This is a genomic window from Halogranum amylolyticum, from assembly GCF_900110465.1.
Taxonomy (GTDB): domain Archaea; phylum Halobacteriota; class Halobacteria; order Halobacteriales; family Haloferacaceae; genus Halogranum; species Halogranum amylolyticum.
Map to the genome: position 1 here is coordinate 16,246 of NZ_FODV01000018.1, position 16,077 is coordinate 32,322.

Here is a 16,077-nt window from a genome sequence, read left to right on the forward strand (position 1 = left end):
ATTCTGCAACTTTATCTTGGTCTTTCAGTCCGCGAAACGCTTGCTACGATGGAACGAAGAGAAAGATAGTAGTAGCAGGATTTAGGGGTACCGGGACAGTGAACCACCGTGGCAGAAGATGGCAATCTGAAGGCTCCTTCCCAGAATGTAAGATTTATCCCTGAGCATCCCATGGCTCCGACTATGAACGATGAGATAAAAACACACGCCAAAACGACGCAAACTTCCCTTGAGCTGGTCGAGGCTGTACGTGAGCTTAATGGGGCTACACTGGAAGAATTATCCGAACATGTGGGAATCTCCACAAGCACGGTACATCGTCACCTAGCGACGCTCAGAGACCACGGTTATGTTATTCAAGAGGGTGATGTCTATCGAATTGGACTGAAATTTCTCTCAATGGGCGGATACGCGCAGCGGCAAGTCGACGCGTATCCGATGATCAAGGAGAAGGTAGACCAACTGGCTGACGAAACGGGCGAACGTGCGCAATTCATCGTCGAAGAACGTGGACAGCGTGTCTACTTGTACACTGAGGTAGGAGAAAGCGCGGTCCAAACGGGGGCCCGTGTAGGGAAGCGAGGGGAAATTCATTCAAGTGCGGCCGGAAAGGCGATCTTGGCGAACCTTCCCAGAGACCGCGCTCGCAAAATCGTCAAAGAGCGGGGTCTATCTAAGACAGGCCGGAACACGATTACTTCGAAGGAGACGCTATTTGACGCACTGGACGAAATTAGGAATCGGGGATATGCAGTCAATAAACAGGAGACAACAGAGGGTGTACATGCCGTGGGTGTTGCCGTCATGGACTCTGAGGATGAAGTCCTCGGTGCACTCAGTGTTTCTGGACCCGCTAATCGATTAAAAGCGGATATCTTGACCGAGGAACTTCCCGAACTAATTCTTGGTGCTGTCAACGAACTCGAACTCCATATTGAGCATTCGGTCAACTGAGCGGAACTGTTTTTGCTGTGGGAAAAAAACACGAAGTCTCCATGCAGACAAACGATCTGAAGGTAACCCAGTTTACGACGCTTGGTCATGCCCTCTTTCATACATACGAGCTCTCTATTCCCCTATTCGTCGGATTATGGATGGAGAATTTTGGATTATCTGCATTTGTTATCGGTACTGTCGTAGGTGGAGGATACGCGCTCATCGGTATTGGTGCACCGGTCAGCGGCATATTGTCAGACTATTTTGGATCCCGGCGTCTGATCATCATTTCTATTTTGGGCATGGGAGTGGGATTCGCTTTACTGAGTTTGGCTAGTGGGATCGCAAGTCTGCTGCTTGCCGTTCTCCTGTGGGGGGTATTTGCCAGTATATATCACCCTGCTGGACTCTCTCTTATTAGCCGTGTTGCGACTGAACAGGGGACTGTCTTCGCTTACCACGGTGCGGGCGGTAATGTTGGCACTGCGCTCGGGCCACTGTCTACTGTGTTCCTTCTCTCGATCGTAGACTGGCGGATGACCGTGGTGATTCTGTCTGTTCCAGCCGTTATCGCCGCCCTCCTTGGCATCAGTATAGAGTTCAAGGAGAGTGAACGAGATGCGACAGCGCCAACTTCGCTGTTTGATGCCAGTCGAACTGTTGTCACAAGTTCTCGGAGGCTATTCACGCTTGGATTCACAGTCGCGTTCATCGCTGTGCTATTCTACGGAATATATTACCGAGGTCTGTTGACGTTCCTCCCCGACGTCCTCGGACAATCACCGTGGCTCTCCCAGACAGAATTTCTCGGCCGGTCGTTCTCACCGGCTGAGTACGTCTACTCAGGACTGCTGACTGTGGGTATCGCTGGTCAGTATGTGGGCGGTAAATTGACTGATAGCATTCCCAGTAAAATTGCTTTTCTAGGTGCACTGACCGGGCTTGTCGTTCTCGCATTGGCCTTTGTCCTTGTGTGGCACGTAGGCGCGACTGCGATCGTTGCTGTGAGCCTTGCGCTCGGATTTTTCGTGTATGGTACTGCTCCTATTTATCAAGTCATCATTTCTGAACAGGCAGCAGACGGTGTCCAAGGGCTTTCATACGGATTCACGTACTTAGCAATGTTCGGGATTGGGGCAATAGGAGCGAGCGTCGCCGGGACGGTTCTGACTTACGCTACGACCCCAAGTCTGTTTCTGGTACTGGCGGCAGTGGCGGCAACGGGGGCTTTCTGTGCCCTCGTTCTACGACGCATCTAACACCAGATTGCACATCCTCGCTCAAGTGCTACTCAGATGGTCGGATCGATGACGATCTTCCCCATCACTCCGGAGGACATCAGCTTCTCGTGGGCCGCTGGTAGCTCATCGAGATCAAATACACTGTCGATCTCTACAGTGAACCGTTTATCGGCGAGTCGTAGGGCTACGCGTTGTAGGATTGGTGCTTGTACGTCCGGTGATGCCGCAAGCGACATGAACCGCAAGTCAGCGTCAGCCTGTTTCGCGGTCATCGACGGACCTGGTGGAATTTCGATCGGTGATTCTTCGCCAATGATGACAATGCGCCCGCCGTCGGCGAGCCGTTCAAGATCGGCCTCAATATTGGCGTCGGCATGGGGCTCAAGCACGACATCGATCTCTCGACCATCCGCGGCAGCCTCAAGGTCGCCGATGAGGTTATCGGAGCGATAGTCGACGACAGCGTCGGCACCCATTGACCGGGCCATTGAGGCGGCTTCGCCTTCACGGGCCGTCCCAATTACGTAACCTCCGGCTTGGGCTGCAACCTGAATACCAGCGTGACCAACGCCGCCAGACGCGCCATGAACGAGACAGACGTCTCCCATAGAGAGATCGCCACGGCCAATGAGCGCCCGCCAGGAAGTAGCAAAGGCCATCGCGGCTGCTGCACCCTCTTGAAAAGACACCTCTTCAGGAAGGTGGGCCAACATGTTCTCCGACACCACCGTGTACTCCGCATAGGTCCCTGGCGAGAATATACCCAGACCGGTGGCGAAGACCCGGTCTCCTTCTGAGAAGTTACTGACGTCGTCCCCGACCGCCTCGACGACACCCGCCATATCCGACCCGCCGACGTGCGGAAGACCATTAGCTGGTGGGACGTTTCCCTCTCGTAGATACGTGTCGATTGGATTAATACTGGCTGCCTCAATTTGGACGAGTACCTGATTAGCATCCGGTGTCGGCTTTTCCAGGCCGTCTTCGAGCGTTAATACGTCCTCGTCGCCGTACTCGTGGTAACGAACAGCTCGCATACTTTGCCATTAGGACACCCACTATATAATATTGCGCCAGAATAATGTTGCGCCAGAACTAACAACACAGATCGGTTTTAATACACCCAACCTAAAGTTTAACACCCCCTGTCACTATTCTTGGTGTAAGTTCGGACCAGTAGGGTCACGGACGGGTCTGAAGAATGACTGAGAATAACAAACACTATCGGCGGACGTTCATTAAAGGAGCATCGGCTGCAGGTATACTCGGCATCGCTGGCTGTCTCGATCAGACTGCCGGAGGCGGCGGTGGCGGTAGCGGTAACGGTAGCGGTAGCGGTAGCGGTGGCGGCGGTGGCGGCGGATCAAACTGGACACTAGGGACCTCTTCCGAAGGGTCATCCTCGTTCCGTATCGGATCCACTTGGACACAGTACGCTGAGCAAAACGACCTGCTCGACGACGTTAGCGTGGAGGCAGTTGTCACGGAAGGGACGAGTGCTTCCTATAGAAGAATTGATAATAGCGAATTCGAGATGAGCGGCACGACGACGCAATTACTGGCTGACTCACCTGACGAAGGGGCCTTCTCGGACCAATCGCTGCAGGACTTCGACTCGATCCGGCAGGTCCGAGGGTACATGGGCTTCTACAACTTCGGCGTATACAATGCCGATGCGGTCAGCGGTTGGGATGATCTTGAGGGTAGTCCAGTAGCCATCTCTTCGTCTGGATCTGGGACCCGGCCGCCAGTCGAATGGCTTGTTGACCAAGAAATTGGTATGGACAACATCGACAACCGATACATGGCGTTCGCGGACATTCCAGCCGCACTGCGTTCGGGGCAGGTTGATGCGGCGTTTACTTGGACGGTCAACCAGACCATTCCGCAGGGCTGGTTCCAGGAAATCGACGCGACAGTCAACTGGAAACCCCTACAGTTCTCCGACTCCACTATTGAAAAACTTAACAACAAACTGGGATACTCCACGTACGTAGAGCTTGATTCGGAAACCGTTTCCAAGTTCGCTGAGAGCTATCAGGATGCGATCGACTCGTTCACCCTGACGTACCTCTACGTGGTCAAAAGCGATCGTGATCCGGAGAGGGTCTACGAAATAACGAAGATGACGTACGAGAACGGTGAGGACCTGCTTGAACAGGACGAGGTTATGGGTTTCTTCCCAGACCCCGACGCTTTCCTCGGAACACTCCACCCCGACGTTCCCGTTCATAAGGGAGCGTACGACTACTACACCGAAGAGGGGCTCTGGGAAGACTACGACCTGACTCCCCCACCCGAAGTTTAATCTAGTAACAGAATCCTTTTTGTACAAATGGCTCAAGAAACACCGTCAGACAATAGCCGCACGTTAGAGGATATCGAGCAAACAATAGACGAAAAGTTCAGAGACAACTATGGTGTTCCGATCTGGAACCAAGGACCACTGGAATTGCTCACGTACGCGATCGCTATCGTCTTCTTCGCGTACCACATGTGGTATGGCTATACGTTCGCAATCCCTGGTTCCCGTCACGGGATCATCCACTTGGCAATGGTCCTCTCGTTATGGGGGATCATTCAGATGCTTGGCGTCAATCGGTCAACGTGGCAGGGGAAGGTAAAAACGGCCGCGTACGGGCTCTATAGCGTGGTGTCGGTGATGCCGCTCTATATCATCCAAGACAACTTCGACAGCATTGTGACGGCCGCAGGTGTCTACCAAGACACCTATGTATATCTGGGGATCGTGGTCATCGCGCTAGTGTTGATCGCGCTCTTGCACATCTCCCGGCTCATCACCGGCGTCGTGCTGTTCGGCTTGGTCTATTCGTACTTCGGCCCGCTGATGCCGGGGATTCTAGCCCACCGCGGTCTGACGCCGCGTCGAATCATCACGATGAACACGCTTGAAATGCAGGGTCTGTTCGGGACGCTGTTGCAGATTTCAGCGACCTGGGTCGTCATCTTTCTTCTATTGGCCGGCCTGATGGAAAAATACGGCGGGATGGCATCGTTCATCAAGGGAATGACTCGCCTGGCCGCACGACGGAAGCACATCGAAATCGGGCAAGTGGCCGTCGCCGCGAGCATGTTCATGGGGTCGATCAACGGTTCGACCGCCGCGAACACCGCGACAACCGGTGCGTTCACCATTCCGTTGATGAAAGAGAACGGCTACCGGGCGAAGGTCGCGGCCGCGATAGAGGCGGTCGCCTCCTGCGGTGGACAGGTCTTGCCTCCGATTATGGGCGCAGGCGCGTTCCTGATGGCGGAACTCATCGATCCGAACTACTCCGACATCGTTGTCGGCGCCGTCGCTCCCGCGCTACTGTTCTTCCTGACGGTCGCCGTATCTATTTCGCTCGGCACTAGTCACACTGTGGGACAGAACATTCAGACGACGCCCGACTCTCGGAATGCCTTCAAGCGGATCTTCGATATCTTCAGGCATTTCGAGTATTTGGGGATGTTCACCATTCTGCTCTGGTACCTGATCGGAATCGGGGCAGACCCCATGGTTGCCGGGTTTTATAGCATCCTCGCGCTGATGGTGTTACGCCTGTTAAGAGTCGTCCTCGAAATCGCCACCGGAGATGACGAGGCCCAACCGGCCCTGAAGCAGTACCTCCGCGAGTCCCTTGAGGGCCTTCGGCGCGGTGCTGAGGCTACGCTCAATATTACCATCCTGCTGGCGAGCCTCGGCATCGTCATCCGGGCGCTCATTGTCACCGGTTTCGCCCAGCAGCTCTCGTCATATCTCGTTCTCCTGTCGGGCGGTAGCGTCATCACGATGCTGTTCCTTGCGATGCTCTCGGCGATCGCGTTCGGCATGGGTATGTCGACGACGGCCGCATACATGATCGTCGCCGTGCTGGTCGCACCGTCACTGACCGAAATCGGCGTCAACGAGTTCACCGCCCACATGTTCGTGTTCTACTTCGCTATCGTCTCAAACATCACTCCCCCGATCGCGCTGTCGGTTATCATCGGTCAGGGGATCGCAGGGTCGGACTTCTGGGAAACTGCACTCGAGGCGTTACGTATCGGCTTCCCGATGTTCCTGATCCCGTTCGCGTTCTTCTACAACGAAGCGCTACTGTACCCTGGACCGATGACGATCGTTGCGTTCCTGATCGTGTTTGCCGGTTTCATCGCTGTCAGCATCGGCCTTATGGGTCGCCTTCAGGAGGAGATTCCCGGGTACATGCGGGTTGCGTTCGTCGCACTCGGACTGGGCGCCATCTTCGTGCCGACGATGATCAGTCAGGCGGTCATCGCCGCCGCCATCGTCGCAGGGATTGTCTACTCTCTGCGTACTACCGAGATCAGCCCAATGCCGACAACCGAAGGATAGGTGTCGACTACTTCGGTCGGCCTTTCAGTGGCTGTTTTTATTACGATTGAAGATAATGATCTCCTATGACTGACGGATGGCAACTGCTCCGAGCTGAAGAGAATGACACGGAGGACGAGAAACCCGGACAACGTTGGGAACTCTCGCCTGAACTAAATATCGACGCGTTCAATATTAACGTCGCTGTACTTGAACCTGGCGAGCGACTCTCCCAGAATCACTTCCATTATCACGAAGAGCAGAAGGAACTCATTCACGTCGCCGTCGGATGCTGCAGGGTCGAAGTAGCCAACGATCGATTCGACGCTGAAGAAGGAGACACAGTCCGATTCGATGCCGGCGAGGCCGGTGTCCACCTCGTTCACAACCCCTTCAACGAACCCTGTCGTATCGTTGCGATCGGATGGCCGCCAGAGGGGCGCTATCCCGTCGAGAAAGTAAAGACGCGCGATGAACTACTCGAAGAACGAGGGTGACTGGCTGTCGATGGTAACCGACACGACGGCATATTAGTGCCTGACTTTCACCCATTCACGTATGCTCTGAGAAGGTCGATCAGAGCTGTGTATCTTAGACTCGCTCTTGTGTAGCATATTGTTGATGTAGAGCAGTCTTGCGACTCTGTAGTTCGACTACCGAAACCAAAACTGAGTCGTTGGGTGTTTGATCAGTCGATCTTTGTTCCGATTTGACGAGAGAGAACTACATCAATAATCTTCAACAGATGAGCGTCCAGCTAAATTATTGTCTCTCGTCAGTCGCAAGTTCATTGACCAAGATTCGGAGATGTTCGGTTTCAGCTGCGAGCTCATCGTGGCCATTCTGGGTCAGCAGTGTTGCGACGTCGTAGAGGTGGGTCTCGATTTCGTCGAGTCGATCCAGAGGATCCCTTGAGTGAGATCGATCAGGGCTCTTTGCAAGAGAATCAATAAGGATGTAACAAAGGTGTACATCAGCGGCAAGCCGAGGGTCAACACTGGAGTCAGTATAAGCAGCAGTGGTGAGGTCAGTCATCTTGAGAGCTAACTCCGCGAGATCGTCGCCTATTTCGGTTGCTAGGGGCCCGTGACCCTGCTGCTGATAACGGTTGGGACTGGTTTTCGTTAGATTCGTCCTTTTCATGTGTATGGAATTGGCTGGAGACTGTCTCGACACGTTGTCAGCGTCGACCACTGATAGAGTACCTGTCAACAGTGTGCTCCACACCGGGACACTGAATTGTGCACTGGTACCGTGAGTGCGACAGGTTTGGACCAGATGAAGATAGGGCACTTCATCTGCAACAGTGGATTAACTGACCTGTGGAATGTGGTTGAATTCGTATTAAAGGGATTATTCTATAAGCATATCAAGCAGTGGTCTGCGACAATTCTTTCGGTACGTCTATAGTAGTCGTTAGAAGTTGTTGCTCACATCTGGAATAGAAAGTCGGTCAAGTGCAGTGTCGCTCGCTGTGTTGTATTCGTCGAGAGACTAGAATTGGTTGCCAAGAGCGTCTTTCAGTTGTCTCCAACACTCTTCGACTGGGTGTAACTCCGGTGAGTACGCCGGCAACCTCACGAGAGCGAGGTCGTCACGGACCTGACGGTCCGTGACGAACGTCGCCCGGAAATACAGTGCTCCATCAAGTACGACAACAAATCTTCTTGGAATTCGTCACACAATGCGAGAATGAAGTGCTTCACGTGATCGGCGGTTACGTACTCCTCGAATCGAGAGAAGAAGCGATCACCGTTCTCGGTGATCGCGCCGAGTACGCACGTCCAGTCATATTGCCCAGAGAGTTCGACCGATGGACACGTATCGCGCGGAAACCACGCGGTATGCGGCTCAACTTGCACGGATTTCTTGGGTGAGATTGTCGGCGTATACCCCCGAGTTGAACCCGGTTGAAGAGTGCTGGAGACAACTGAAAGACGCTCTAGACAACCGATTCTTTGAGTCTCTGGACGAACACAACACAGCGAGCGACACTGCACTTGACCGACTTTCTATTCCAGATATAAGCAACTACTTCTGACGACTACTATAGTTTGGCAACTCCGCGGAGAATTCCCCTGACTGCCAAGTTTCCAGTGCTAACCGTGACCTGCCGTGAACGTCGCTGGGTTCGACAACAACAGCGTTTGCACACTCCTGGAAGCATGAGCGCCAACCAGACTGCATTCACCCTCACCCGAGGGTCACGATGCCTCGAATGTGACAGATAGTTGTACTATGCCTGTCCTCTCTGCCCCAACTGTGGCAGCCGTGATGTGGAACCGTTTGAACTCGGAGACGGAGAACTCATCGCTCGAACTGTCGTTCACGTCACTCCAGAGGACGTACCGACACCGAATACACTGGGGATTGCCCGATTTGATGGGGATGTCCAGATCACTGCTTCACTTACAGATCCCTCACTTGAACCTGGAGATGTAGTTCGGCTAGAAGGTGAGTACGTCCTCCGCGGCAACGGAACGTCGGTAGTCCACGGACCACGACTTCAGCCTGTCGACGACTCCTAACTCGTCTCCTTATCCAGCGGACTGCGAGCGTCGTCACACTCACCCTGCGTGTGGCCGATTCGAAACGTGACAACGACTCGGGCGCACAGACTGCCTCTTTTCGTTTGCACTACATGTTCGAGAAGAGAACCAGGGTTGGTCTCTGTTACAGTCGGCAGTTCAGTCGTTCGCTGAACGAAGCACAACTTCGCGGTTGCCGTTGGCCGCACCTCGTTCCTCCGCCCGACTAGATTCTGATTCAGAAAGGGCTTCTACCATCTTTTCGATCGGATGCGGTGGCTGTGATTCGTCGTCGCGGTCGCCGATCTGTGAGCGGCAGGACGCACCGGGTGCGGTAACGACGTCGCCCGGGCTCTGTTCGATCTGCCGGAACAGTATCTGGCCAATCGCTTGTGAGAGCTCGTAATGTTCTGCTTCGTAGCCGAAGCTCCCAGCCATCCCACAACAACTGCTGTCCAACGGGTCGACCTCGTATTCGGCGCGACGCAAGACTCCGACCGCGTGGTGGTCCTTCATCGTGGCCTTCTGGTTACAGTGACCGTGGTAGCTCAGTGTCTCGTCGGGGACGTCGAACTCTAGCGCTTCGTCGACACGCATCACGTCGAGATACTCCATGATGCCGTAGGAGGACCCAGAGACGAGTTCGACGTCTCGACCCTGGAGGAGGTCCAGATACTCGTCTTGGAACATCACCGCGTCGGAGGGTTCGATGAAGACAACAGACCATCCCTCGCCGACATACGGCACGAGTTCGTCAACGTTGTGGCGAGCGTAGTCCGTCGCCTGGTCGAGGAAGCCCATCGAGAACGAGGCTCGGCCGCTGGGGTTGATGTCGTCCGGAATGTGGACGTGGATATTGGCAGCCTCGAGCACTTCGATCGCTGCTTTCCCGGGTTCCGGATGGCTGTAGTTCGTGTAGGTATCCGGGAATAGCAGGACCTTCGCCGTCGCCTCGTGTTCGGGAACAGATGCACCCCCTCGTGCTTCGAACCACTCGACCAGCGTCTCTCGACGGAACGTCGGGAGTTCACGCTCTCGAGAGATGCCCAACACTTTCTCCATGACGATCCGTGCACCAGGGAGTTTCGGGGCGAGATTTGACAGCGGTGCGGTCTTGCTCCCAAGCTCCGAAAACCAGTCGATGTTGCCGAACAGGCGACTTCGAAGGCTCGACCCCTCTTCCTGGTGGTATTCGTGTTTGACCTCTGCTTTCAGCTTCGCCATGTCGACCCCGGTCGGACAGTCGCTCTTGCAGCCCTTACAGCCGACACAGAGGTCGAGCACCTCCTTTTGAAACCGATCGGAGTAGATCTCGTCTTCCGGTAGCTCACCAGAGATCGATGCACGGAGCATGTTGGCCCGCCCTCGAGTCGTTTGTATCTCCTCTTTGGAGGCGCGGTAGGTTGGGCACATCACATCAGAATCTGTCTGACGACAGGTCCCACAGCCGTTACACAGTTCGACCAGATGAGAGAACCCGCCTTCGTCTTCGAAATCGAGACTGGTCTGGGGTTCCACCGACTGATAGTGCGGCCCGTATCGGAGGTTCTCTCGCATGTCTGCGCCTACACCACGGTCGTTGTCAGGTCCGGGATCTTCCGGCCCGTCTCGGTAGACGACGTTCCCTGGATTCATCTGCCACTCGGGATCGAACGCTGTCTTCAACACCTTGAACGCGTCCCAGAGTTCGTCACCGTACATCTTCGGGTTGAACTCGGTTCGAGCCATTCCATCACCGTGCTCGCCCGAGAACGCCCCGTGGTGCTCGACGACGAGATCGGTTACATCACCAGTGATCGAGTGCATCTTCTCGATCCCTTCCGTCTCCTTGAGATTGAGGATCGGACGGATGTGAAGTGTCCCGCTCCCCGCGTGAGCGAAGTACGCGGCCGACGTCCCGTGATCGTTGAGTACCTCCTCGAACTTCTGAACGTACTCCGCTAACTCCTCGGGTGGAACGGTAGCGTCCTCGATGAACGGGTACGGTTTCGGATCTCCCTCGAGACCCATCAGCAGCGGAATCGCTGCCTTACGGAGCTTCCAAATTCGGTCTTGATCCGTCTCGGAGTAGGCCTCGATCACCTCGAATGCGTCGCCGTCGGCATGGAAGTGCTCGTTCGTGTCTTCGATCGCAGCCTCGAAGTCGTCGACGAGTTCGTTGTCCCACTCTAACATCAACGCTGCTTTGGCGTCGTCGGGAATCGGTTCAGCGTACTCGGAGTAACCTTCGGATTCACGAGCGAGTCTGAACACTTCGTCGTCCATGAGTTCGACCGCACTCACGGGGAACTCCAACGCCTCCGGGACGGCCTCCATCGCATCGACGAGCGTATCGAAGAAGTAGAGTGCCAGTGCGGTCTCACTCGGCTGTGTCACCAGTGACACCGTGGCTTCGACAATCACTCCGAGGGTCCCTTCGGCGCCGACGAACAGCTTCGAGAGATTGATCACCTCCTGACCGGCTTCGTTCTCGTAGATTACTTTCTGGAGGTTGTATCCCGAGACCGATCGCTTGAGCGAGGGATACCGGCTCTCGATCTCTGCTTCGTGTGACTCGACGAGGTCACGGATCGTCTCGTAGATCCTGGCCTCCAGATCGTCTTTCCCTACGATCTCTTCGTACTCGTCACTGTCGAGAATGACCTCGCGAGTGTGAATCAGCGATCCATCGGCGAGGACCACTCGAAGCTCTTCGGTGTACGCGTCAGTGATACCGTAGCGCACTGAGTGGGCACCAGTCGAGTTGTTTCCGATACCACCACCGACCGTCGATCGATTCGAGGAGGCGGGATCGGGGGCGAACTTCAACCCGTGCTCGGCGAGCCGGTTGTCGAGATGGTCTTGTACGCAGCCGGGTTGAACCGTGGCGAGCTGGTCGTCCAGGTCGACGCCGACGATATCGTCCATATACTTCGTGAAGTCGATGACGACACATCCTGGCCCGACCGTTTGTCCACCGAGCGAAGAACCGGTTCCACGAGGGAGGATCGGAACGTCGTGCCTTGCCGCGATTTCGACCACTGCGCGGACGTCTTCAACGTCTCGCGGTAACACCACCCCGGCAGGTCGGGCCTGATAGATGCTGCCGTCGGTCGAGTAGAGGATCTGTGCGTACTCGTCGAACTGGACTTCGCCAGTCACGTGTTCCCGTAGCTCCGCTGCTAACGCTGCGTACTCTTCGACATCGGGCCGATCCTGAGCAAGGGACGTTGCTGACGTTTGCAGTTTCACGGGGTTGTAGAACTCATCTTCCACTGCCATGATTTGAGCTATCTTGTCCCAGTGTGTCTATCATTATAAATAACGTGGTAGTGGCAGATGTCGTGCATTCTGGTCGTTACTCCTCACTTTCGAGTAGATCGTCGTTCAACAGCTAAAAGGAAACAAGAGAGTCAGTTGTACTGTGAGTTCTCAGACTCGTTAGAACACCCCGGGGAAGAGGACGAAGTTGAACAGCAGTGCCAGTAACCCCGTCATGATAGCGTAGTAAGCAAGCGGGATCAGCTCATACCGGATCACACGGCCTTCTTCGCCGACGAGACCGACGACTGCGAGCGCAGCGACGACGTTGTGGACCGCAACTAGATTTCCGATCGCACCGCCAACTGCCTGTGCACCTAACAGGATCGTCCGTGACACGCTGATGTCTGTCGCGACGCCGTACTGGAAGGTTCCGAAGAGGATGTCGCTCACCGTGTTCGAACCGGCGAGGAACGCACCGAAAGCACCGACCACTGCCGCGAAGAACGGGTAGGTGTTCCCAGCGATGCCAGCGACAGCCTCCGACAGCACGATAAGCATACTGTCTTGTCCAGTTGCGGCACCCGACTGAAGCATAATCTGCACCGTCGCGACCGCAAATAGCAGTGCGACAACCGCGGGTGCGATCTTCTCGAACGTCTCGAGCCACGCTGTCTTGATCTCGTTCGTTTCCATCCTGTGGATCGGAATCGTCAGCAGGTGGACCCCCACGAAGACCGCTCCCGGGAGGTACAGCACCTGAATCGAGTTCGAGAGATCCGTTCCGAGGATGTTCGTCCACTGGAGGACGAGGGTGTTCTGTAAGAACACAGTCAGTGGGTCCCAAACGCGAGTAAGCACAAGCAGGGCGGCCATCAGTCCGTACGGCAGCCATGCCATCCAAAGCGACATCTCGTTCGTCGTATCCACAGGTGGATGCGCTTTCTTCGAGGAGACTTCCCCACCGTCAGCCATCACCTCTCCCTTCTTGTCTATCGACTTCCCAGGCTGAATGTCTCCGATCCAGTGATCCGGCCACTCGGTCTGGTCGGCGAAATCCCACTCCTCGTCGGGATGGAAGAAGCCAAGTTTGAGCGCGCTAACCGTCACCAGCAAGCCGACCATCGCACCCAAGATTCCGGGGAACTCGGGGCCGAGGGCGTAGGCAGTGAGCCAGTAGGGAACCGCGAACGACGCCCACGCAAACAGACACAGTGGGAAGACTTCCAGTGCCGGCTTGATAGACCGGTCTTCGCCGAAGAAGCGAGTCATCATTGCCACGCTGATAAACGGCAGGAACATTCCAACGATCACGTGGAATGTCGCCGCCCAGACGGCGATATCACCCACCCATTGGGCGATACTCCCGTATCCTGAGGCAAGCACCTCCGTGCGGATGGACTCAACCGACTCGAAGATATCGATCATGCCGATGATAAGCGGTGTGCCCACCGCGCCGAAGGTAATCGCCATCAGATTGCCGGTCAATGCGACCACGACGGCCGCCATCGGAGGGAAGCCGAGACCGACGAGAAGTGGTGCGACGATGGCTGCGGGCGTCCCGAAGCCTGCAGCACCCTCGATGAACGAACCCATGAGGAAGACTAACAGGACGACCTGCACGCGACGGTCTTCACTTATCTCAGCGAAACCGCTGTTGATGCTGTCGAACGCTCCAGTCTCTTTGAGCGTGTACAAGAGCAAGATGGCACCGAAGACGATCCACATGATGTTCAGTGCCGTGATGAAACCGTTGATACTCGCAGCCGCAATCCACTGTGGGCCCATATTCCATCCCAGATATCCAGCCCCGATCGCAACGACCCAGGCAACTGGCATCGCACGCGTCGCTGGCCAGAACCGTCCCACCATCAGGTACGTAATTGTCAACAACGGAAGCAAGGCAGCCGTTGCTGTGATAGCGTCAACCATACTTTATCTCACGATTTCAAACGACTGGTTACTGAGAATTCCAGAGCGGCGGCTGGAACGACTATTCGACTCGTCGGCTGTGATATCATCTAACACTTTTCACACCCTGCTCCACTATGGAGACTAACATAATAAATAATTTATGATGATTCTGGAGGGGAGGAGTCCCGATACTCTTCGCGAGTACACCGTGCAATCCCGACTACCAGGGGAGTGACCGAAGTCGTCGACACGGTTCTCAACCACTCACTCGGCTTCGCTGTACGAGCATGTAGTTGGTTCCGCGACCTTCGAGAGATTGTCCCTGGTGCGTATCGTCCCACTCATCAACCGATCCGTAAACAGCAAAATCACTTCATCAGAGATTCACCACCGCTCGTAGATCTTTTGGTATCTCGACATGAAGCGAGTTCTGTGATGACTGATTCCCGGACGAGCCGTCAACCGAGCAGACGGCCCCGTACAGCCATCACCAATCGAGTGCCGAGTGGCCCGTAAGGAGTCGCCCGTTAGTTACCGACGCTGGTGGCGCGTTCGACGACGTCCGCACCGTACATCTCCTCCAGCTCTTCGTGCTGGTCCGGTCGGTGCTCGTAGACGTCCTGGAACAGTGTGACTGGTGTCTGAGCAGCTTGGTAAGTTGCCTCGTCCCACATTCGGTCGTTGCTAAGATTAACCTCGATGTCGTCGATGACGAGCGTCGTGGACCGGGTCATCGCGATGGCACCCTTTCCTGCTTCCTTGGCTGCCTCGAACTCTTCCATGGAGTCGACGATGTCGTCCATGCTGGGAACGTACGCGGTCATATTCAGCAATTCCTCACGTAGTTCGTCCTCGTCGAGTTCCTGTTGATCACCCTTGACCTCCAGCAGGTACTGCCCGTCGCCGATCGTTTCCAGTGAGATGTCGCCGCCGGAGTAAACTTGCTGTCCGTCCTCTTCATCGAGTTCAACTTCGCGGTCGCCGACTTCCAGAAGCCAGCTACCGGTCTTGGGCGGGAGTGGAGCCGTGTTGGCTTCGACGACCTGTCCGGGCGTCAGCGACCAGATTCCGGTCATACCTTTCGCTCGATTCTCGGTCATCCGCTTGTGGTACCCCTCGACGTCACGAATGTCGTCGTATGGGCCGTCGACGGCGATGAGCTCAGCGGCACTGGCTCCGCGAGAAGTGTTGTGACGCAGTTCGGGCCACGGCGGAAGCTCGCCGGTGGGCGTCATGGCTCGCATCGCCTTGGTGTAGTCGACCTGGCCGTCGACAAGTAAGAACAATCGCTCGAGGTTATTGGAGGGCTTGCCCATCTCCTCACGGAGGTCGCCGAGGGCTAATTCGGCTTCACCGCTCTCGACGATCACAGACATCGAGAGACTTCCCTCTTCGAGTCCGTGCTCGTTTTCGATGATGGTGATGAATTCGTCAGCCTTCTTCCAGTCGTCGATATCACCGACCTCCGGAATCACGAACCCGTCAAGATTCTCCACGGCTCCGTTGGCGGGGTCGGCGACTTCCAGCATCTGCTGAAACCCTTGGTATCGAGTCGTCGGCGATTCACGGTGCCAAACGACGCGAGGGTGAATCTCACCGGGGAAGTCGGATCCGTATTCGGAGATGACGTCGACGATGTTCTGAACGCCCTCGTCACGCATGGACGGCGCCGTTGCATCCTCGTTGTCTGGCACCCAGACGTCAGGGGCTTGCATCCCACGGAGCTGTGCTGCGCTTTGAATCATCTTTGCCGAGTCGTCTTCGCCTTCCACCGCTGCTGGAGAGGTGAAGAACGTCCGCACGAATTCACGCTCGTAGTGTCGACTGATGCTCATGGAGCATAATGTCGGTCTTTTCGTAGGGTAATAAACACACCGGAGTA

Annotated in this window: 11 protein-coding genes and 2 pseudogenes; 7 read left to right on the forward strand and 6 right to left on the reverse strand. The window is 55.5% G+C overall.

Annotated features, from left to right (window positions below; all coding sequences use genetic code 11):
- Positions 1–171: 171 nt before the first annotated feature.
- Together BSG17_RS20335 and BSG17_RS20340 are read left to right on the forward strand one after the other, a co-directional pair.
- On the forward strand, positions 172–954 hold the full coding sequence (locus BSG17_RS20335) for an IclR family transcriptional regulator (RefSeq protein WP_342028360.1): 783 nt from the start codon (positions 172–174) through the stop codon (positions 952–954).
- Between the two features lie 41 nt (positions 955–995).
- Positions 996–2,195: an MFS transporter gene (locus BSG17_RS20340; RefSeq protein ID WP_089827241.1), complete on the forward strand. Its 1,200-nt coding sequence runs from the start codon at positions 996–998 to the stop codon at positions 2,193–2,195.
- Positions 2,196–2,227: 32 nt separating this feature from the next.
- On the opposite strand, the gene BSG17_RS20345 is transcribed toward BSG17_RS20340, so the two are convergent.
- Complete coding sequence (locus BSG17_RS20345; RefSeq protein WP_089827242.1) at positions 2,228–3,214, reverse strand: NADPH:quinone reductase; 987 nt, start codon at positions 3,212–3,214, stop codon at positions 2,228–2,230.
- Positions 3,215–3,378: 164 nt separating this feature from the next.
- Between BSG17_RS20345 and BSG17_RS20350 the strand changes: the two genes are divergently transcribed.
- The 3 genes from BSG17_RS20350 (at position 3,379) to BSG17_RS20360 (ending at position 7,010) form a co-directional block, all read left to right on the forward strand.
- Positions 3,379–4,485, forward strand: a complete 1,107-nt coding sequence (locus BSG17_RS20350; protein ID WP_089827243.1) for a TAXI family TRAP transporter solute-binding subunit — start codon at positions 3,379–3,381, stop codon at positions 4,483–4,485.
- A gap of 27 nt (positions 4,486–4,512) precedes the next feature.
- Entirely contained in the window at positions 4,513–6,534 is a 2,022-nt protein-coding gene (locus BSG17_RS20355; protein ID WP_089827244.1) for a TRAP transporter permease, read from the forward strand.
- Between the two features lie 65 nt (positions 6,535–6,599).
- A complete protein-coding gene (locus tag BSG17_RS20360; protein WP_089827245.1) occupies positions 6,600–7,010 on the forward strand; it encodes a cupin domain-containing protein in 411 nt (136 codons plus the stop codon).
- Between the two features lie 265 nt (positions 7,011–7,275).
- Here BSG17_RS20360 and BSG17_RS26355 read toward each other — a convergent pair whose 3' ends face one another.
- Complete coding sequence (locus BSG17_RS26355; protein ID WP_139246734.1) at positions 7,276–7,548, reverse strand: hypothetical protein; 273 nt, start codon at positions 7,546–7,548, stop codon at positions 7,276–7,278.
- 381 nt (positions 7,549–7,929) lie between these two features.
- Positions 7,930–8,384: pseudogene (locus BSG17_RS20365) on the reverse strand (IS630 family transposase); the annotation flags it as partial.
- A gap of 8 nt (positions 8,385–8,392) precedes the next feature.
- Here BSG17_RS20365 and BSG17_RS20370 point away from each other — a divergent pair.
- Positions 8,393–8,554: pseudogene (locus BSG17_RS20370) on the forward strand (transposase); the annotation flags it as partial.
- Between the two features lie 235 nt (positions 8,555–8,789).
- Positions 8,790–9,041 carry an OB-fold domain-containing protein gene (locus BSG17_RS28730; RefSeq protein ID WP_170864891.1) on the forward strand — a complete coding sequence of 84 codons (252 nt, stop codon included), beginning with the start codon at positions 8,790–8,792 and terminating at the stop codon, positions 9,039–9,041.
- 159 nt (positions 9,042–9,200) lie between these two features.
- On the opposite strand, the gene BSG17_RS20375 is transcribed toward BSG17_RS28730, so the two are convergent.
- From BSG17_RS20375 to aceB, 3 genes are all read right to left on the reverse strand, one after another.
- Positions 9,201–12,302 (reverse strand): FAD-binding and (Fe-S)-binding domain-containing protein, encoded by a 3,102-nt coding sequence (locus tag BSG17_RS20375; RefSeq protein WP_089827247.1) that lies wholly within the window; start codon positions 12,300–12,302, stop codon positions 9,201–9,203.
- 159 nt (positions 12,303–12,461) lie between these two features.
- Positions 12,462–14,213, reverse strand: coding sequence for an L-lactate permease (locus BSG17_RS20380; protein WP_089827248.1), 1,752 nt, complete (start codon positions 14,211–14,213; stop codon positions 12,462–12,464).
- A 509-nt stretch (positions 14,214–14,722) separates the two neighbouring features.
- Positions 14,723–16,030, reverse strand: a complete 1,308-nt coding sequence (gene aceB / locus BSG17_RS20385) for a malate synthase AceB (RefSeq protein ID WP_089827249.1) — start codon at positions 16,028–16,030, stop codon at positions 14,723–14,725.
- Positions 16,031–16,077 lie beyond the last annotated feature (47 nt).

Bases quoted from the DNA above. Each gene is read 5' to 3' on its own strand.
- BSG17_RS20335 (WP_342028360.1), top strand. From the start codon at position 172: ATGGCTCCGACTATGAACGATGAGATAAAAACACACGCCAAAACGACG.
- BSG17_RS20340 (WP_089827241.1), top strand. From the start codon at position 996: ATGCAGACAAACGATCTGAAGGTAACCCAGTTTACGACGCTTGGTCAT.
- BSG17_RS20345 (WP_089827242.1), bottom strand. From the start codon at position 3,214: ATGCGAGCTGTTCGTTACCACGAGTACGGCGACGAGGACGTATTAACG.
- BSG17_RS20350 (WP_089827243.1), top strand. From the start codon at position 3,379: ATGACTGAGAATAACAAACACTATCGGCGGACGTTCATTAAAGGAGCA.
- BSG17_RS20355 (WP_089827244.1), top strand. From the start codon at position 4,513: ATGGCTCAAGAAACACCGTCAGACAATAGCCGCACGTTAGAGGATATC.
- BSG17_RS20360 (WP_089827245.1), top strand. From the start codon at position 6,600: ATGACTGACGGATGGCAACTGCTCCGAGCTGAAGAGAATGACACGGAG.
- BSG17_RS26355 (WP_139246734.1), bottom strand. From the start codon at position 7,548: ATGACTGACCTCACCACTGCTGCTTATACTGACTCCAGTGTTGACCCT.
- BSG17_RS20375 (WP_089827247.1), bottom strand. From the start codon at position 12,302: ATGGCAGTGGAAGATGAGTTCTACAACCCCGTGAAACTGCAAACGTCA.
- BSG17_RS20380 (WP_089827248.1), bottom strand. From the start codon at position 14,213: ATGGTTGACGCTATCACAGCAACGGCTGCCTTGCTTCCGTTGTTGACA.
- aceB (WP_089827249.1), bottom strand. From the start codon at position 16,030: ATGAGCATCAGTCGACACTACGAGCGTGAATTCGTGCGGACGTTCTTC.